The sequence below is a fragment of the Sphingosinicellaceae bacterium genome (assembly GCA_019285715.1).
Taxonomy (GTDB): Bacteria; Pseudomonadota; Alphaproteobacteria; order Sphingomonadales; family Sphingomonadaceae; genus Glacieibacterium.
On record CP079108.1, the window covers coordinates 1,249,319 to 1,267,844 of the forward strand.

The window sequence follows — 18,526 nt, forward strand, 5'->3', positions numbered from 1 at the left end:
CCGACCCTGTTACGACGCAAGCGGGGTACGCTAGCGCTCGGTCAGCCGCGGCATCAACTCGACGAAATTGCAGGGTTGGTGTCGGCTATCGAGTTGCGACGCCAGAATGCCGTCCCAACCGTCCTTCACCGCGCCGGTCGAGCCGGGCAGCGCGAACAGGTACGTGCCCCGAGCCACCCCGGCGGTAGCGCGCGACTGGACGGTGGAGGTGCCGATGCTCTGGTAGCTGAGCCAGCGGAACAGTTCGCCGAAGCCGGGGATCTCCTTGTCCCAGACCTGCGCGAACGCTTCCGGCGTGACGTCGCGGCCGGTGACCCCGGTGCCACCCGTCGAGATGATGCAGTCGATGCGCGGATCATTGATCCAGGTGTTGAGCTGTTCAACCAGCTTCGGCACGTCGTCGGTGACGATCGCGCGGGCGGCGAGGACATGGCCCGCCCCGGTCAGCCGCTCGACCAGTGTATCGCCGGAGCGGTCGTCCGCGGCGGTGCGGGTGTCGGAGACGGTCAGGACGGCGATGTGGACGGGGATGAAGGTCCGGCTGTCGTCAACCGGCACTCGCGACCACCATGTCGTCGATCGGCAGCGTCGGATTGAGGTAGCCCGGGACCGGCGGCGCGACGAACGTTGGGACGATCTTGACGCCGTCCTGTCCGACCATCCCGGGGAATTTGGGCCACAGGTCCTTCGACAGCGCATCGAGGCTTGGCGTCCGCGCACCGTCGCGGAGCTGGTACATCCAGTAGTTGCGCAGCACGACCTCGACGTAGTGCCGGGTCTCCTTGAACGGGATCGACTCGATGAACAGCAGCGGGTCGGCGTTGTCGCGCAGCGTCGTGTTCCACTTCTGCACGCTGCCCGGGCCGGCATTATAGGCGGCGATCACCTTGGGCAGCAGCCCGCCTGTGTAGCTCATGTCGCGCAGGCTCTGCAGGTAGCTCTGCCCGCACTCGATGTTGAACTCGGGGTCGCTGAGGTCGCGGACCGCGGCGACCGCTACCACCGTGCCGTCGGCCATGCGCGCGGTCATTTCGCGGGCCGCGGCGGGCATCAGCTGCATGATGCCCTTGGCGCCGGTGCGCGAGGTCGCTGTGGTCTGGAAGTTCGATTCCTGGAGGGCGTGCGCATAAACCAGGCTGCGGTCGACGCGCCAGCCACCGGCGGGGCGCCAGTCGGGAGCGGGGAAGCGCGCGCTCATCGGCGTGTCCTGCCCGACCGGGGGATGCTGGGCGAGCCAGTATTGCGTCGCCGGCAGGTTGAGGCGTGCCGACAGGCGCAGCAGCGGCGCATAGGCCTGCGGGCTGGCGGTCGCGGCGAGATACTTGAGCTCGCGGTCGGCGAGACCGAGCTGCCCGACCTCGACCAGCGCGGCGGCGCGCTTCGCACCCGGCAGTGCCGACAGCATGTTCCAGTCGGCGGTGATGAAGTCGGGCTCGACCCAGTCCTGGCCCATGTCCTGCCCGAGGACCCGGCGCGCCAGCAGCCCGTAGAAGCGGTCCTTGTACTGTGCCGCGCGGGCAAGCCGTGCATTGGCTTCGGCGGGGTGATTGCACTTGGCGTAAGCGCGGTAGGCCCAATAGGCACCGCCCGCGCTCAGGTCCTCGCCCGCGAGCTTGGTGCCGACCATGTCGAAGGCCTTGGCGGCGGTCTCGCAGTCGTTCTCGCGGTAGGCGGCGAGGCCGACGACCCAGGCCCCGAGCGCGGCCCATTCGCCTGAGCCCTGCGCTGCGTACGACGCCATCCGCATCGCCGCCGCATCGTCGCCGCCGGTGTAGTAGCTCCACGCGGTGCGCTGCGCCCACTCGGTCGCCACGGGCTCCGACGCAGTGGCGCTGAGCAGCTGCCAAGCACTCTCGGCATCCCAGTTGCGGTCGGATGCGAGCAGCGGTCTTAGGCGGTTGGCCAGCGCGTTGTCGCCGGGGATGCCGAAGCCGAGCGCCGCCTTGGGGGCCATCGGGGTCGAGAAGCTGACGGTGCGGAAGGCGCGCTGAACCGGCAGCGGCAGCGCCGAGGCGGCACCGACGCGCTGGGCAAGTTGCACCAGCTTCGGCGTTTGCGGCAGGTCGGCATTCGCGGTCAGCCAGTTGCTCAGCTCATCGGCGGTGGCGCGCCCAAGGCCCTTGGCGAGCATCAGCTGCGCCTTGGCGGTGCTGGTCAGGAGGCCGGCCTCGGGCATGTTCGCGAGCGCCGCCTCTGCGACCTTCGTCCGTCCGGCGTCGATGTCGAGGAAGATCTGGCGGTAGGCGACGCGCTCGCCGCCGTTGAGCTGCTGCGGCACCTTGCGCTGGGACTGGGTGATGCCGGTGCTCTCGCCGGTGACGGTAATATCGGCGGAGGTCGAAGGCGGTGCGACGGCCTGAGGCGCGGCGGCGGCTTGAACCGCCCAGGCCGGAGCCAGAGCGGCCTGCGCGGCGACCGGTAGCAGCGTGGTCGCGAGCAGGACGGACAGGGACTGCTTAATCATCAAGCTTGGCCTTGAGTGCCTGCAGGTCGCGCCATGCCAGTGCCTTGAGGCTGGGCTGGGCGAGCAACTGCGTCGGGTGGAAGCTGGGCATCACCGGAACGTCGGTGCCGCTCATCGTCTGCCACTTGCCGCGCAGGCGGTTGATGCCGCCGCTGGTGCCGGTCAGCGCTGCGGCAGCGGCGCCGCCCAGCGCGAGGATTGCCCGTGGCTTGGCAAGCTCGATCTGGCGGCGGAGGAACGGCGCGCAGGCCGCGATCTCGGCGGCGGCGGGGGACCGGCCACCGGGGGTCGGCCAGTAGACGAGGTTCGCGAGGTAGGCGCTGTCGCGGCCGAGACCGATCGCCGCGAGCATGCGGTCGAGTAGCAGCCCGGCGTCGCCACCGAGCACCGCGTCCGCGCTCGGCATGTCGCCGACCAGCATCAGCGCCGAACCGGGGGTGCCATCGGCGAACAGCGGCGGGTTGCCGTGCGTCGCGAGCGCGCAGCCGTCGAACTCCGAAAGGGCCGCCTGCAGCGCCGACAGGCTGTCGACGCCGATGACAGTAGCGATCGCCTCGATGACCGCATCCGCTTCGCAGGGAGCGATGAGCTCGGCGACGGGGGGAGGCGGTGCCTGGACCGGTTCGGGCGGCGCGAGCCATCGGAACGGAGTGTCGTCGACGAGCGTATCAACCCCGGCGTCGACAAGCCACGCCAGCGCCGAAAGCGCTTCGCGTGAGGACAGCTGGTTGAGACCCCCGTTCACAGCTGCCACTCTGCGACGGTTGACGCTATGGTCAACAGTGGCAGGCGACGGTATCTGACGAACCATTGCAAAGTCGCGACAGATTGAATCAATTCCGGGAGATCGAATGTCCGAACGTGAATCGATGCCCTACGACCTGGTCATCGTCGGCGGTGGCCCGGCGGGCCTGTCGGCGGCGATCCGGGCGAAGCAAGCGGCTGCAAAGGCCGGCATCGAGCTGGCGGTCTGTGTCTTGGAGAAGGGCTCCGAGATCGGTGCGCACATCCTGTCGGGCGCGGTCGTCGACCCCAAGGCGCTCGACGAGCTGCTGCCCGACTGGAAGGACCTTGACAGCCCGCTGACCGTACCGGTGACCTCGAACCATCACTGGATCCTGTCGGCCAAGGGCAAGACCGAATTTCCGCACGCGCTGATGCCGCCCTTCATGAACAACGCCGGCTGCTACACCGTCAGCCTCGGCAATTTCTGCCGCTGGCTGGCCACCCAGGCGGAGGGTCTCGGCGTCGAGATCTTCCCGGGCTTCGCGGCTGCCGAAGTGCTGTGGAACGACGACGGCTCGGTCAAGGGCGTCGCCACCGGCGACATGGGCGTGGCCAAGGATGGCACGCGCAAGGACAGCTACCAGCCCGGCCTCGAGCTCCACGCCAAGTACACGTTTTTCGCCGAAGGCGTGCGCGGCCACCTGTCGAAGCAGCTGATCCGCCACTTCGACCTCGCCAAGGACAGCCAGCCGCAGGTCTACGGCCTCGGCGTCAAGGAATTGTGGGACATCGAGCCCGGCAAGCACGTCCCCGGCACCGTCATCCACACCCAGGGTTTTCCGCTGACCGATGCCAACGGCGGCGGCTGGATCTATCACCAGGCGAACGGGCAGGTGTCGCTCGGCTTCGTGACGTGGCTCAACTACTCGAACCCGTATCTGTCGCCGTTCGAGGAGATGCAGCGCTGGAAGACGCATCCCGCGATCACCGCACTGCTGACCGGCGGCCGCCGCGTCAGCTACGGCGCGCGCGCGATCAACGACGGCGGCTGGCAGTCGGTGCCGAAGCTGACCTTCCCCGGCGGCGCACTGATCGGCTGCAGCGCCGGCTTCGTCAACGTGCCCCGGATCAAGGGCAGCCACACCGCGATGAAGACCGGTATGATGGCGGCCGAAGCTGCTGTTGCGGCAATCGTCTCGCAGCGTACGGGCGACGAACTGGCCGAGTATCAGACCGCCTATGAGGGCAGCTGGGTCTATGACGAGCTGCGCGGCGTCCGCAACACGCTGCCTGCGGTCGAGAAGTTCGGCAACACCGTCGGCACTGTCGTCGCGGGCATAACCATGTGGGCCGAGCACCTCGGCGTCCGGATGCCGTTCACGCTCGGACACCACAAGGACAACGAGCAGCTCCGGCGCAAGGACGCGGTCCACCCGATCAAGTATCCGAAGCCCGACGGCGTCATCACCTTCGACCGGCTGTCGAGCGTCTTCCTGTCGAACACCAACCACGAGGAGGACCAGCCGGTCCACCTGACGCTGCGCGATCCGGACATCCCGATCCAGTACAACCTGCCGACCTACGACGAGCCGGCACAGCGCTATTGCCCGGCGGGTGTCTACGAGGTCGTCGGCCTGGAGGAGGGCGCGCCGCGCTTCCAGATCAACGCGCAGAACTGCGTCCACTGCAAGACTTGCGACATCAAGGACCCGACCCAGAACATCAACTGGGTGGTCCCCGAAGGCGGCGGCGGGCCAAATTACCCGAACATGTGAGCGGCGTGCCTGGCCCCGGCACCGGGTTCGAGAGCGACGACCACACTATCGCCGCCGCGGTCCCCGAGCCGGCGACCGGGGCGACCGGTCCCTGAGCCGGCGACCGGGACGACGCTGTCGGCCGGCTTCCGCACCATGGGCCTTGGCCTGCGTTGGGGTCGCCGCCGCGGGCTCCGGAGCGTTTCCCACTAGTACCGCTTCCCTTTGGTGCCGCGTGAGGGCAGGGTCGGCGGCATGAAGTCTGCCTCCGCCCTCGCCCTGGTGCTCGTCCTGCTGAGCACCGCCTCGACGGCGCTTGCCGTGCCGCAGTCCGACCCCGACAGCGGCGCGCGCGACTATGTGCTCGGTCGGTTTGCGGCCGACAACGACAAGCTGCTCGACGCCGCGCGCTTTGCCGATGCGGCGCGGCAGCGCGACCCTTCCGATCCGGCCGTTGCGCAGCGCGCCTTCGACCTTGCCATCGTGGCGGGCGACGAGCGGCTGGCAGTGACCCTCGCCAACGGTCTGGCGGCTACTGGCAAGGGCGACTCGACGGTGGCCTTGGTCCGTCTCGCCGACGCGCTCGACCGCCGCGACTGGAAGGCCGCGGACGCGGCCCGTGCGGGCATCGCCGACGTTGGCTATGCCGCGGTGATCGCGCCGATCGTCGAGGGCTGGATCCTGTTCGGGCGCGGTGACACCGACTTGGCACTGGCCAAGCTCGATCCCACGGCGATGACCGGCTTCGCCAAGTCCTATGTCGCGGAAGCGCGCGCCCACATGCTCGCCGCGGCGCGCAAGTACGCGCCCGCCGCCGCTGCCTATCACGAGCTCCGCGCCGGTACCGGGCCGGGCATCAGCTTCCTCGTCGTCGGCGAGGCGGACGCGCTCCAGCAATCGGGCGACAAGGCGGGTGCAGCGACGCTGCTCGCGGGTGCGAACGACGATGCGGTGGTGACGCAGGCGCGGGCGCGACTTGCGGCGGGCAAGCGCATCGGCGGGCTGGCCAGCGACCCCCGTACCGGCGTCGCCTGGGTCTGCGCCCGGCTCGCGACCGACCTGTCGCGGGACAAGCCGGTGGCCCTGGCGCTGGTCTTCGCCCGCGTCGCGACCTTCCTCGCGCCGGACAACGCGGCGTCGTGGCTGGTCGCGGGCGACGTGCTGGCGCGCAGCAGCTACGATGATGCGGCCTTGGCGGCCTACGGCAAGATCGGCGCGAATGAAGCCCTGGCAACAGCGGCGCGAGCCCGGCGCGCCGATGTGCTCGGCGACGCGGGGCGTGGGGCCGAGGCGGAGGCGGCGCTGGTCGCGGCGACCAAGGCTGCCGATGCCGACAGCGAGGCCTGGGCCCGGCTCGGCGACTGGCAGCGCAAGGCCGAACGCTATGCCGATGCCGCCAAGTCCTATGGCCGCGCGGTCGATCTCGCGCCGGGCGGCAAGCCCGCGTGGATCCTGTATTTCCTGCGCGGCTCGACCCTCGAGCAGGCCGGCAACTGGTCGCTGGCCGAGCCCGACCTGCGTACCGCGCTGGCGATGGCGCCCGACGAGCCGACAGTGCTCAACTATCTCGGCTACGCGATGCTCGACCGGGGGCAGGACGTACCCGCCGCGAAGGCGCTGGTCGAGCGCGCCTCGCAGTTGAAGCCCGATGACGGCTTCATCGCCGATTCGCTCGGCTGGGCGCAATACCGGCTCGGCGACATGGCGGCCGCGGTGAAGACGCTCGAGCGCGCCGCTGCTGCCGAGCCCGGCGACCCGACGATCAACGAGCATCTCGGCGACGCCTACTGGCGCTCGGGCCGCCGCATCGAGGCGCGCTTTCGCTGGCGTGCGGCGATCGACCTCGACCCGACCCCGAAAGCGCGGGCGACGCTGGCGTCAAAGCTCGACTACGGCCTCGACGTGGCCCAAAGGCTCGCGGCGAACACGGTGGCGGTCGCCCCGAAGGAGACCGGCGCTTGGACAGCGAACACGCCCCCGCGAAACTGAACCTCGCGCTCCACGTCCGCCGCCGGCGGCCCGACGGCTACCACGACCTAGAAACCCTGTTCGCCTTCACTGACTTCGGTGACACACTGACGGTTGAGGTGGCGGACACGCTGTCGCTCCGCGTCGAAGGCGAGTTCGCGGGGCCGGCCGGGGCAGGGGCCGACAACCTCGTGCTCCGGGCCGCACACGCGCTCGCTGCAGCGGCGGGAGTAGAGCCGAAGGCGGCGCTGACCCTGACCAAGCGCATCCCCGTCGCGGCGGGCCTCGGCGGCGGCTCGGCGGACGGCGCGGCGGCGCTGCGGCTGCTCAACCGGGCCTGGGGCCTGCACCGTCCGCTGGACTGGCTGACCGAACTCGCTGCCGACCTCGGGGCCGATGTGCCGGCCTGCGTGTCCAGCGCGACCAGCTTCGGGACCGGCAAGGGCGAGGCGCTGGTGCCGGTCGACGCGGGCGTGGCGGGCATGCCGGTGCTGATCCTCAATCCGCGCATCGCGGTCTCGACCGGCCCGGTGTTCGCGGGCTGGGACGGCATCGACCGGGGGCCGCTCGACCCTGCAGCGGGCCTCGATGCGTCGCGCAACGACCTGACCGCGCCGGCGCTGGAGCTGGTTCCGGAGATCGCGACGCTGCTCGAGTGGCTCGACTCGCGGCCGGGTCTGACACTGGCGCGCATGACCGGTTCGGGCGGCAGCGTCTTCGGACTGTTCGCCGACCAGAGTAGCGCCGCCGCGGCCGCCCGGGACGTTCCAGCACACTGGTGGTCGGCCTGCACGACCATGCGCACCGCGGGCTGCGACACCCGCGCCTGATTTTTCTTGCTGCAGCGCAGCAAAACCATGCTAAAGAAAAGCTTCTGACCAGCGCTCAAATTCCGCTTGACGGAGTTCTGAGTGTCACTTAAAGCTTCACTCAGTTGTTCTGAGTAGCACTCAACCAGGGCCTCCAGCCGGTCCGCCAGTAGGAGAGACGACATGACCAACCGCTTTTTCGCCGCACCGATCGCCGTTGCCATCGGCGCTTTCCTCACCATCGCTGCTCCGGTTTCGGCCGCGACGATCGACTGCGCGACCGCCTCGGGCAACCTCCGCGCCGCTGCTGCAACTGCTCAGCCCGATGTCGCCCGCAAGGCGCTGCAGTCGATCCGCACCGGCGAAGCGCTGTGCAAGGACGATGCCCGCGCCGAGGCCGGCAAGAAGTTCGCGATTGCCGCGAAGACCCTGGGCGTCGACTTCGCCCAGCTCAACGGGACGGCCACCGCCGCCAACTAATCGCCTTCGGTGGGGCCCTCCCCGCTGGACTAAGGGCCGCCCCGCGCAACCGGGCGGCCCTTTTCTTTTGGTCGCTGCTGCGGGCATAGGCGGGACGTGATCGATACCCCGAATCCCCCCGCCACCCCTACCGCCGCCATCGCGACCGTCGCAGGCCACTGGCTGCACGGCACTGCGTCGATCCTGCTCGTTGCCGACCACGCCTCCGACCACGTGCCCGCCGGCATCGAGCTCGGCGTCGCACCAGCCGTCATGCGAAGCCACGTCGCGGTCGACCTAGGTGTCGACGCGCTGACCCGGCGACTCGCGACCCTGCTCGGCGCCTCCGCGTTGCTGGGCCACGTCTCGCGCCTCGTCATCGACCTCAACCGCGAGCCCGAGTCGCCCGGCCTTATCCCCGCCTCCAGCGACGGCGTCGTCGTCCCGGGCAACACCGACCTCCCCGATCACGAGCGCGGACGGCGCATCGCGGTCTACCATCGCCCCTATCACGACGGCCTCGCCGCGCGCCTCGACGCCGACCCGCCCCGGCTGATCGTCAGTGTCCACAGCTTCACCCCGGCGCTCGCCTCGCGCGACGAAGCCCGGCCCTGGCCGATCGGCATCCTGTACAACCGCGACGAGCGCGCCGCCCGCATCGCCATCGAGCGGCTATGTGGGCAGGGCATCGATGCCGGCGACAACGAGCCGTACTCGGGCCGCCACCTCAACTACACGATGGACCGCCACGCCGAGGCGCGCGGGCTGCCCTATCTCGGGATCGAGGTCCGGCAGGACGGGTTGGCGGACGAGGCTGGCGTCGAGCGCTGGGCGGTGGTGTTGGCGGACATAATCCGAGCGTGCGTGTAGGCGGGCCGCTCCCGCGAAGATGGGCGCATGCAGCGGCTTGCCGCTGTCCTACAATACGCCGATCTGGTACATTAGTGTCGTGCCGACGTCATGGCCTACGATCTTTCTCAATGCTGGAATGCCAAACCGGAAGGCCAGGACCGTGATCACGCACCCCCCTGTCATCCCGGGCTTGACCCGGGACCCAGCTAATCCCGCGCCCGGACGCCGTGGTTAGCTGGGTCCGGCTCAAGCCCGGGATGACGGTTTCAACCGGGATGACAGCTTCAATTCGTTGTTTTTGGCCCGTTCCTGGACAGCGGCGCGCCGCGCGGTGGCCAGATCGCAGAGTCGCCAGGGTGCAAACTCTGACAACTCTCGTTCATATTCGCAGCGTTCACCCCGCCGCGACGACCGCCGCGCAGACCTCGTCGACGACTGCCGCGACGAGGTTCAGGTCCTCGCCCTCGGCCATGACGCGGATCAGCGGCTCGGTCCCCGACTTGCGGATCAGCAACCGCCCGGTGCCGTTGAGCCGCGCCTCGGCATCAGCGATCACTGCCTTGACGCGGGCGTCGTCGAGCGGCGCGCCACCGGCGAAGCGGACGTTCTTGAGGAGCTGGGGCAGGGCGTCGAAGCGCTTCAGCACCTGGCTCGCGGGCCGTCCGTCGGCGACCAGCACCGCGAGGATCTGGAGTGCTGCAACGAGCCCGTCGCCGGTCGTCGCATAGTCGGCCATGATGATGTGCCCGGACTGCTCGCCGCCGACGTTGAAGCCGCGGGTCCGCATTCGCTCGAGGACGTGGCGGTCGCCGACCGCGGTGCGCTCCAGCGTCAGGCCGATGCCGCCGAGATAGCGCTCGAGCCCGAGGTTCGACATCACCGTCGCGACCAGGCCGCCGCCCTTCAGCATGCCGGTCGCCTGCCAGCTCGCGGCGATCACCGCCATCAACTGGTCGCCGTCGACCAGCGCGCCGGTCTCGTCGACGACGATCAGCCGGTCGGCGTCGCCGTCGAGAGCGATGCCGATGTCGGCACCGTGCCGCAGGACCTCGGCCTGAAGCAGTTGCGGGTGGGTCGAGCCGACGCCGTCGTTGACGTTGAAGCCGTTGGGCGCGACGCCGATCGCCTCGACGTCGGCCCCCAGTTCCCACAACGCCGCGGGCGCGACCGAGTACGCCGCACCGTGCGCGCAGTCGACGACGATCTTGAGGCCGTCGAGGCGCAGGGCATCGGGAAAGGTCGACTTGGCGAAGTGGATGTAGCGACCGCGCGCGTCGTCGATCCGGCGGGCCCGGCCGATCAGCGCGGGCTCGGCGAGCGGCAGCTCGGTGTCGATCAGTGCCTCGATCGCCGCCTCGTCGGCGTCCGACAATTTGTGGCCGTCGGGGCCGAACAGCTTGATCCCGTTGTCGTCGTACGGATTGTGGCTGGCAGAGATCATCACGCCGAGGTCGGCCCGCAGCGAGCGCGTCAGCATGGCGACCGCTGGTGTCGGCATCGGGCCGATCTGGATGACGTCCATGCCCACGCTGGTGAAGCCCGCAGTCATCGCGGTCTCCATCATGTAGCCCGACAGCCGCGTGTCCTTGCCGATGACGACCCGGTGCTTGTGGGTCCCGCGCAGGAAGTGCGCGCCGGCCGCCTGCCCGACCTTCATGGCAATACCCGGTGTCAGCGGCGGGGTGTTGGTACGGCCACGAATGCCGTCGGTGCCGAAATACTTGCGGGGCGTTGGAGTTGTCATGGCGCGGCTTCTATACCCAGCCGCGAACCCGTGGAAGGACACCTTTATGCAGCAGCGCAACCTCGGCGACGGACTGACCGTATCGGCGCTCGGCCTCGGCTGCATGGGGATGACCGGGGTTGCCGGGCTACCCGCGATGTACGGCGTCACCGACGAGGCGGAGGCGATCGCCACCGTCCACCGCGCCATCGATATCGGCGTCACCTTCTTCGATACCGCCGAGGTCTACGGCCCGTTCGCCAACGAGGAATTGCTCGGCCGCGCCATCGCCGGACGGCGCGACGGCCTGATCATCGCGACCAAGTTCGGCTTCAAGTTCGAGGGCGGCGCGCGCGGCCTCGACTCGAGCCCGGCGCATGTCCGCGACGTCTGCGAGGCGAGCCTGAAGCGACTCGGCGTCGAGCAGATCGACCTGTTCTACCAGCACCGCGTCGACACCGCCGTGCCGATCGAGGACACCGTCGGGGCACTCGCCGAGCTGGTTGCAGAGGGCAAGATCGCTCACATCGGGCTCAGCGAAGCGGCACCCGAGACGTTGCGACGGGCCGCCGCGGTGCACGCGATCGCCGCGCTCCAGTCCGAATACTCGCTGTGGGAGCGCGGCGTCGAGGACGACATTCTGCCGACGTGCCGCGAGTTCGGCATCGGCTTCGTACCCTATTCGCCGCTGGGCCGCGGCTTCCTGGCGGGGACCGCAAAGCGCGCGGAGGAGTATCCCAAGGGCGACTACCGCGCCAACGACCCGCGCTACCAGGGCGCGAACTACGACGCCAACCTGCGCGCGCTGGAGGCGGTGAAGACCGTCGCCGACCGGCACGAGGTCAGCGCCGCCCGGGTCGCGCTGGCGTGGCTGCTGGCCCAGGGCCCCGACATCGTGCCGATCCCGGGTGCCAAGCGGCGCGTGACGCTCGAGGACTCGATGGCAGCGGCGGACGTGGTGTTGACGGCGGCGGACCTCGCCGAACTCGACGCCGCATCGCCGGCGGGCGGCACGTCCGGCGAGCGCTACGGTAACCCTGCGATGCTGGCGATGGTGCGCCGCTAGAACTTGTAGGCCAGCTCGAGCCCGTAAAGGCGGCGCGCGCCCGGCGAGATGAAGGAGCCGCCGAACTCGATCGCCGGGATGACCTCGTTCAGGTAGCGGCGGTCGAGGGCGTTGTTGGCGAAGACACTGGCCTTCCAGCTGTTGCCCTCGATACCGAAGCGCAGGTCGAGCACGCCGAACGCATCACGCCTGGCTCGGACATAGTTCGCGTCGCCGAACGAGGCGGGCAGGAAGCTCAGTTGCGAGATCGGGATCAGGCCGCTGAACAGCGTCGGGCGGGTCTGGTCCTGCACCGTGCTGAACCACGTCGGCCCGGTGATCCTGTAGTCGGCGCGGAACAGCAGGTTCAGGCTCTCGCGCACCGGAACGACCATCTGGCTGCCGAGGTTGATCGTATACTTGGCGGTGTAGGGTGACTCGTTGCCGACCGTATAGGGCCGCGAGGCGTTCCGCTTGATCTCCGAGTCCGTGTAGTTGAACGCGCCGAATACGGTCCAGCCGTCGACCAGCTTGGCATCGACGTTAAGCTCGCCGCCCTTGAGGTCGACACGGTCGATGTTCGAGACGACGCGCAGCAGGCCAAAGCTGCCGACGAAGAACTCGAAGAACTGCATGTCGTGGACCTGGGTGTAATAGCCGGCGAGGTTGTAGGTGACCGGGCCGATCTTGCCCTTGACGCCGGCTTCGAAGGCGCTCGAGCGCTCCTTCCGGAACTGGTCGCTGATCAGCACGTCCGCGTCGATCCCGGGGATGACCGGGTTGTTGAAATTGGCGTTGACGATGGCGGCCGAGCCCTGGTTGTTGAAGCCACCCGACTTGAAGCCGACGCCCCAGTCGGCGAACAGGTTGGTCTGCGGCGCGACTTCCCAGCGCAGGCTGATCTTGGGCTCGAGTTGCTTGAAGGTGCGGCTCTTGTCGGTGATCGGACCAAAGGCCTGGCCGGGATTGATCGGGCCGCCGGTGAACGGGTCGGTGGCGATCGGCACCAGGCTGTGGGCGCGGCGCTGCTCGATGTCATAGCGCAGGGCGACGCTGGCATCGAACGACGAGGTCGGCTTCCACTCGGCCGAGCCGAACGCCGCGTAGACATTGGTACGGAAGCGGTCGGCGAACAACTGCGAGGTCGGGTTGAGCGAGGCCGGATCGTTGTAGAGTTGCTTGATGACACCGTTGCCGGTGTCGCCGCCGAGGCTGACGCCAACGGTGCGGTCGATGTGCAGGTAATAGCCGCCCGCCTGCCACGACAGCGGGCCATCGGTCTGCGAGATCAGCCGTGCCTCGGCGCTGATGTCCTTCTGGTTGCGGACTTGATACTGGGTGCCGTCGCAGGTGGTCGGCGAATAGGCCCCAAAGGTCGAGCCGGTCGCGGGCGCGAACAGGAACGGCACCGGGATCTGGCCGATCGAAGCGGGCGGATTGACCGGATAGCCGGTCAGCGCGGCGGTGGTGGCGAAGCACGAGTTGACGGTGCGCTGCCCGCGCGGGTCGACTGTGGAGATGTAGCGGGCGAAGTCGGCCGAGGTGCCGTCTGCCGTCAGGTTGTTCTTGATATTGCTGTACAACGTGTAGGCGGTGAGCTTCACCGGGCCGAAGTCGTGGTCGAGCTTGACTGAGCCCTCGATGGTCCGCTGGTTGTTGGTCGGCTTGATGTTCGAATAATAGTTGAACTTGTGGTCGTTGACGTCCTCGTTGAAGGCCGGGTTGACGGTACCGAAGTTCGGCAACTGGAACGCCGAATTGAAGTTGATCGATGCGCCGTGCAGTTCGCCGTAGCGCGCCTTGATATCGATCGTCGTGTCGGGGCCGGCCTCGGCGATGACCCGGCCGTCGATGTTCCAGCTTTCCTGGTTGTCGACCGACTTATCGTCCAGGAAGGTGTTGCGGTAGAAGCCGTCGGTGCGGCGGTAATTGCCCGACAGGACGAAGCCGATGCCGGGCGCGATCGGGCCTGACAGATAGGCGCTGCCGTTGACCGATTTCTCGTTGGCGTAGCTGATCTTACCGCCGCCCGAGAGGGTATCGGTCGGCTTGAGGGTCTGCAGGACGATCGCGCCGGCGGCGGCGTTGCGGCCGTACAAGGCGCCCTGCGGTCCCTTGAGCACCTCGATCTGCCGGACGGTGCCCTGGTCCTGGTTGAGCGACGAGGTGTTGGTCATCAGGATGCCATCGACGACCAGCGCCACCGAGCTTTCGGCGTCGCGCGCGCCGTTGATGCCACGGATGTTGATCTGGGTGTCGCCCGCCTCGGCGGTGCTCGTGACGATGGTCACACCCGGGGTGAGCTTGATAAAGTCCTCGGCGCGCTGGATCCCGGCCTTGTCGATCGTGTCGGCGGAAAAGGCGGTGATCGACGCCGGGACCTGCAGCAGGCTCTCGTTGACGCGCCGTGCTGTGACGACGATGTCGCCCGGATCCGTCGGTACAACACCGGTAGCGGAAGCCTGTGCGGCGACACTTGTCTGGATCAGCATGAACGGGGCGACCACGGCGACGCCTGCAAGCCAGCGGCCTAGTGATTTGTATCCCGTCATGGTGCCCGCCCTCGTGCTGGCAGAACGACGCTTGGCGGCGCGGCCTGCATTCGTCACGCCTGTCGTGACCCAAGCACTCTATTATCCCGGTATTTGTATACAAGCGGCGTCACAGGCTATGGTTGATGAAAGATCGTAAAAGTGGCCGTTTTGCCACAACCGCGTACGCGATAGGTGTTGCCCACATGACCACGGTTGTTGGTATTGCATGCTGTAATAAGCATCGACCAGCGCGATACGCCTACACCGACCTTCGGCTACAAATTGACCCGCAGCCAGACCGGAACTCTACAATTCGCCGACGATCAGTGCGGTTGGTATGCAATCCACGGGCACGAGATTTGAGATGTACGGACCCCGTGATGGGGCCACAGCTGGCATTGCGCCTATGAACTGATAACCGCGCTGGTCCTTCGACCTGAGATGGCCCCCCAGCAGGTCAATTCAGGTCGATAGCACGACTGTAGCAATATAGCTGATTGCCGAAGCCGAACCGCCCGCCGGACGCCTGGCGCAGTTCACATCCAGCGCTGATCACCAATGCTCCCTAAGGGCAACCAGCTGCAACCGCGGTGTTGCGGCGACGTTGCGGGCTATTCACGCTGGCCTCTGGCCGGCTGACGAACAAGCCACGGTCGCTCAGATAGGCCCCGACGTCGCGCCTCGACAGCAGCATCGCCGTCATCGGTGCCGCGAGCAGGCTTATCGTGACCGGCATGGTCCAGGCCGCGCCAGCCAGCCCAGCGAGCGCGGCAATCGCGAAGCCGAGGCCGAGCACTATGTGCCAACGGTAGAGCGACAGTGCATCGCGCGGTGCGAGGCCGTCCGCCTCGCGCCGCTGCGTCAGCCAGCCACTTGGACGACCGCGCAGGATATCGACGATCGCCATCGTCTGGCCGAGCATGATGATCGGCGCGACCAGCGTCGACAGCGGGATTTCGAGCGCGATGGTCGCCGTCGCGCGGCGGCCGCCACCGAGACTGGAGCGCAGGTCGCGGTCGATAACGAGCCACATCCACGCGATCAGCTTGGGGCCAAACAGCAGCAGCAGCGTCAGGCCGAGCAGCCACGGCTGTGCCAGCACCGCGACGTCCCCGCCGGGGGACCGCGCCTGTTCGGCGAGACCGACGAGCAGTAGCAACAACCACAACGGCGAGGTGATGTACGACGAAGCGCCCATCAGGAGCTGCAAGCGGCTGACCCAGTGCAGCCCGTCGACGCCGAGCAGGCGAAGATGCTGCAAATTGCCTTGGCACCAGCGCCGGTCCCGGACAGCATGGTCGGCGAGCGTCGGCGGAAACTCCTCGTGGCTGCCGCTTGGCAGGGTCACCATCTGCACGGCCCAGCCACGGCGGCGGAGCAGCGTCGCCTCGACCATGTCGTGGCTCATGATGCTGCCGCCGAACGGCTCCATTCCGGACAATGCCGGCAGGCCGCAGCTCTGCGCGAACGCCCGCACCCTGATGATGGCGTTGTGGCCCCAGAACGTCGCCTCATTGCCGGACCACCATTGCAGGCCGGCCGAAGCGAGATGGCCGTAGGCGGCCGCGGCGAACTGCTGCCAAAGGGCGAAGAACGTTTGGCCGTTGATAATCGTCGGGATGGTCTGCAACAGGCCTAGGTCGGGCTGGTCCTCCATCATGACCGCCATCCCCGCCATTGCCTCGCCAGTCATCAGGCTGTCGGCATCGAGGACGATCATCGACTCGTATGCGCCGCCGAAGCGCTTCACCCAATCCGCAATATTGCCGGGCTTGCGCGCTTCGTTGCGAATCCGGCGGCGGTAGAAGATCTGGACCGCGGTGCCGCTCCGGACGCGCTGGAAGGCTTCCGCCTCGGCGTCCTCGGCAAGCGCGGCGGAGTCGCTAAGCACGAATATATCGAACAGTTGCGACGCTCCGACCGAGGCGATCGAGCGCGCCATCACCGTCAGACGGGTCTGTACGGCGCCGAGGTCCTCGTTGCAGATCGTCAGCAGGACAGCGGTGCGTTGCCGGGGCAGCCGTGACGGCGCTCGACCATCGGGGCCGGTTTCCCGGGTGGCCAAGGCGATGACGCCGGCAATTGCACCGAGGAAGCCGAAGGCGATCCAGGTAAACAGGCTGAAGAACAACGCCAGGAAGACGGCGTCGAGGACGTCGACGCCGTCCTTGGCGAGCGCGCCGCCCATCTGCAGGGTGCCGAAGATACCGAGCAGCAAGCTGCCCAACACCATGAAGGCGCGGCGTCCGGCGATGTCCGCAGCCCCGCCGCGCAACGGTGCCGGCCCCGCCTGTCCCGGCGAACTCGCCCAGTCGAGCGGCTGCGCGGGCATGTCGAGCAGGGCCTCAGGTGGCAGGAAGCTGCCGGGGCCCTGCGTCCACGTGCTGGATGCCGCCGGGTCCGGCCGGACATTGCCGACAGGCGGACGGTCCGCCGACGGCCGCGCCCGACCCGACCGCTCGGGAAATTCGGCCAGCGTCGTCAACGCATCGCGCGTAAGAGGCATCGCACTCCTGCCGGCGACCATCATGGCTCAATACAAATCATAGAGCAGAGTCTCGCTCAACGCATCAGGACCATTCTTCAGATAAGCGCGCAAACTACCCGGCCTATGGTTTCCCTCGGCCAGTTCGACGATCAGCCGCCAGCGCGAGGCAATCCCGACGACCGGATAGGCGTGGCTTGTCAGAAGCTGCCCGGTGCCCGCCGTTACCACCGCCTGCACGCCGCTGTCGCGCGTCAGCCCGGCCAGGTTAGGGCCGGCGAAGTCGGCGACCAAGCGCCGCGCGCCGGCCGTCGGCTCGTGCCCCGGCGATCCCGCCGTGCCGGTCCAGCAGTCGACGACGCGAGCCAGCGACTGGGGACCGGGGTTGGTGGCATTCCAGTTGAGCCGGTAGCCGAGATCATAGCTGTTCCCGGCTTTTGCGGGCTCTGCCGGAACCCAGAAGGCGACGATATTGTCCTCGATCTCCTTGCGGGTCGGGATCTCGTACAGCATTACCGACCCCGCCTGCCAGTCGCCGAGCGGATCGACCCACAGGTTCGGTCGCTTCTCGTAGAAGGCGCCGTCATCCTGATAATCCGCGAAGCGCCGGTCGCGCTGGAGCAGGCCGAAGCCGCGCGGGGTCGTGTCGGCGAAGCTGTTGGTCGTCGGCTGGGGCGGGTTGACCAGCGGCCGCCAGATCATCTCGTTCGCCCCCGTCAGCAGCGCCAGACCGTCGGAATCATGGATTTCGGGCCGCCAGTCGACCCCAGCGGTGCGGTTGCCCTCGCCATACCAGAACATGCTGGTCAGCGGCGCGAAGCCGAGGCGCGCGATGTCAGAACGAAGGTGAACCGACAGGGTGACATCCTGCACAGGCCCCGCCGGGGTCTTGCGCGACACGATCCGATAAGCGCCGGTGACGCTGCGTCCTTCGAGGAGGGCATAGACCGTCATCGCCGCGCCAGGCCCACGCTCGAGCCAGAACCGCGTAAAGACCGGGAACTCCTCCTGTCCGTCGATGCCGGTGTTGACCGCCAGCCCGCGCGCCGAGATGCCATACTGATCCAGCGCGCCTGCGGCACGGAAGTACGACGAACCCTGGAATGCCAGCCAGTCACCCCGGCCACCGGCGTTCATCAGGCGGAACCCGGCGAGCCCGGGCGCGAGGATGGGCTTGACGCCCTTCGCGTCCGCCCTAACCGCGAACAGCTCGGGCGAGAACGCGAATGGGCGCGCGACATTGTTCTGGACGACGGCAATCTCGACCGGCGTATCGGCGTACATCTGAAGGGGGAAAAAACGCGCCTCGGCATCGGTGCCCGGCCATAGCGCTTTGTCGCGGCGATAATCGATGCGGCCGACCGAATCGAAATCGAGGCGCTTGGCGGCGGCGACCGGGCGCGGCGGCTGCCACGGCTGGCCGGCGACGCGCAGCGCCAGTGCCTTGAGAAGGTCCCACGAGAACGGCGTGCCACCTATCTGCGCCCGTGGCACCGCGGCGAAGCTCGTGCCCGACGCGACGGCCGCCGCCGCCAGGGCGACCAGGGTGTCGCGGCGGCTCAGCATTCGGGATGTGGGTGAAGCGCTGACCATCGTCGTCCCTTATCGGCATCTAGATGAACCTGCCCGATACGACCATGTCGGCGACACGGTCCGGACATGCGAGCGCCGCATTTTGCGATTTATCCTGCAGCATCGCCGACTATT

The 18,526-nt window shown here is 68.1% G+C and carries 13 protein-coding genes; 6 read left to right on the forward strand and 7 right to left on the reverse strand.

All coding sequences use genetic code 11. From position 1 onward, the window contains the following. Positions 1-30: 30 nt before the first annotated feature. From moaB to KX816_05830, 3 genes are read right to left on the reverse strand one after another with little or no spacing between them, the layout of a single operon-like run. Positions 31-558, reverse strand: coding sequence for a molybdenum cofactor biosynthesis protein B (gene moaB / locus KX816_05820; GenBank protein ID QXQ07539.1), 528 nt, complete (start codon positions 556-558; stop codon positions 31-33). Next, positions 548-2,464, reverse strand: coding sequence for a lytic transglycosylase domain-containing protein (locus KX816_05825; GenBank protein QXQ07540.1), 1,917 nt, complete (start codon positions 2,462-2,464; stop codon positions 548-550). Before KX816_05825 ends, moaB begins: the two co-directional genes overlap by 11 nt. Next, positions 2,457-3,218, reverse strand: a complete 762-nt coding sequence (locus tag KX816_05830) for a uracil-DNA glycosylase (GenBank protein ID QXQ07541.1) — start codon at positions 3,216-3,218, stop codon at positions 2,457-2,459. The genes KX816_05825 and KX816_05830 overlap by 8 nt, the downstream gene beginning before the upstream one ends. 97 nt (positions 3,219-3,315) lie before the next feature. Here KX816_05830 and KX816_05835 point away from each other — a divergent pair, with 97 nt between their 5' ends. From KX816_05835 to KX816_05855, 5 genes are all read left to right on the forward strand, one after another. Beyond that, positions 3,316-4,965 carry an electron transfer flavoprotein-ubiquinone oxidoreductase gene (locus KX816_05835; GenBank protein QXQ07542.1) on the forward strand — a complete coding sequence of 550 codons (1,650 nt, stop codon included), beginning with the start codon at positions 3,316-3,318 and terminating at the stop codon, positions 4,963-4,965. Positions 4,966-5,199: 234 nt separating this feature from the next. After that, a complete protein-coding gene (locus tag KX816_05840) occupies positions 5,200-6,933 on the forward strand; it encodes a tetratricopeptide repeat protein (GenBank protein QXQ07543.1) in 1,734 nt (577 codons plus the stop codon). After that, positions 6,903-7,742 (forward strand): 4-(cytidine 5'-diphospho)-2-C-methyl-D-erythritol kinase, encoded by an 840-nt coding sequence (locus KX816_05845; protein QXQ07544.1) that lies wholly within the window; start codon positions 6,903-6,905, stop codon positions 7,740-7,742. Before KX816_05840 ends, KX816_05845 begins: the two co-directional genes overlap by 31 nt. Positions 7,743-7,904: 162 nt before the next feature. Then, entirely contained in the window at positions 7,905-8,201 is a 297-nt protein-coding gene (locus KX816_05850) for a hypothetical protein (GenBank protein ID QXQ07545.1), read from the forward strand. Positions 8,202-8,381: 180 nt separating this feature from the next. Further along, a complete protein-coding gene (locus tag KX816_05855) occupies positions 8,382-9,050 on the forward strand; it encodes an N-formylglutamate amidohydrolase (GenBank protein QXQ08420.1) in 669 nt (222 codons plus the stop codon). Between the two features lie 376 nt (positions 9,051-9,426). On the opposite strand, the gene glmM is transcribed toward KX816_05855, so the two are convergent. Next, entirely contained in the window at positions 9,427-10,776 is a 1,350-nt protein-coding gene (gene glmM / locus KX816_05860; protein QXQ07546.1) for a phosphoglucosamine mutase, read from the reverse strand. A gap of 46 nt (positions 10,777-10,822) precedes the next feature. On the opposite strand from glmM, the gene KX816_05865 reads away from it, so the two are divergent. Further along, the gene (locus KX816_05865; protein ID QXQ07547.1) at positions 10,823-11,821 is read left to right on the forward strand and encodes an aldo/keto reductase; all 999 of its coding nucleotides are present in this window, start codon (positions 10,823-10,825) and stop codon (positions 11,819-11,821) included. Here the strand turns inward: KX816_05865 and KX816_05870 are convergent. From KX816_05870 to KX816_05880, 3 genes are all read right to left on the reverse strand, one after another. Next, on the reverse strand, positions 11,818-14,292 hold the full coding sequence (locus tag KX816_05870; GenBank protein ID QXQ08421.1) for a TonB-dependent receptor: 2,475 nt from the start codon (positions 14,290-14,292) through the stop codon (positions 11,818-11,820). The two genes, KX816_05865 and KX816_05870, sit on opposite strands and share 4 nt — an antisense overlap. A 607-nt stretch (positions 14,293-14,899) precedes the next feature. Beyond that, a complete protein-coding gene (gene mdoH / locus KX816_05875) occupies positions 14,900-16,840 on the reverse strand; it encodes a glucans biosynthesis glucosyltransferase MdoH (GenBank protein ID QXQ07548.1) in 1,941 nt (646 codons plus the stop codon). A gap of 27 nt (positions 16,841-16,867) precedes the next feature. Further along, positions 16,868-18,412: a glucan biosynthesis protein gene (locus tag KX816_05880; protein ID QXQ07549.1), complete on the reverse strand. Its 1,545-nt coding sequence runs from the start codon at positions 18,410-18,412 to the stop codon at positions 16,868-16,870. Positions 18,413-18,526 lie beyond the last annotated feature (114 nt).

What these genes read in the sequence shown, in the direction of transcription:
- KX816_05850 (QXQ07545.1), top strand. Translation starts at nt 7,905, where the DNA reads ATGACCAACCGCTTTTTCGCCGCACCGATCGCCGTTGCCATCGGCGCT.
- glmM (QXQ07546.1), bottom strand. Translation starts at nt 10,776, where the DNA reads ATGACAACTCCAACGCCCCGCAAGTATTTCGGCACCGACGGCATTCGT.
- KX816_05835 (QXQ07542.1), top strand. Translation starts at nt 3,316, where the DNA reads ATGTCCGAACGTGAATCGATGCCCTACGACCTGGTCATCGTCGGCGGT.
- KX816_05880 (QXQ07549.1), bottom strand. Translation starts at nt 18,412, where the DNA reads ATGGTCAGCGCTTCACCCACATCCCGAATGCTGAGCCGCCGCGACACC.
- KX816_05840 (QXQ07543.1), top strand. Translation starts at nt 5,200, where the DNA reads ATGAAGTCTGCCTCCGCCCTCGCCCTGGTGCTCGTCCTGCTGAGCACC.
- KX816_05825 (QXQ07540.1), bottom strand. Translation starts at nt 2,464, where the DNA reads ATGATTAAGCAGTCCCTGTCCGTCCTGCTCGCGACCACGCTGCTACCG.
- mdoH (QXQ07548.1), bottom strand. Translation starts at nt 16,840, where the DNA reads ATGCCTCTTACGCGCGATGCGTTGACGACGCTGGCCGAATTTCCCGAG.
- KX816_05865 (QXQ07547.1), top strand. Translation starts at nt 10,823, where the DNA reads ATGCAGCAGCGCAACCTCGGCGACGGACTGACCGTATCGGCGCTCGGC.
- KX816_05870 (QXQ08421.1), bottom strand. Translation starts at nt 14,292, where the DNA reads ATGCTGATCCAGACAAGTGTCGCCGCACAGGCTTCCGCTACCGGTGTT.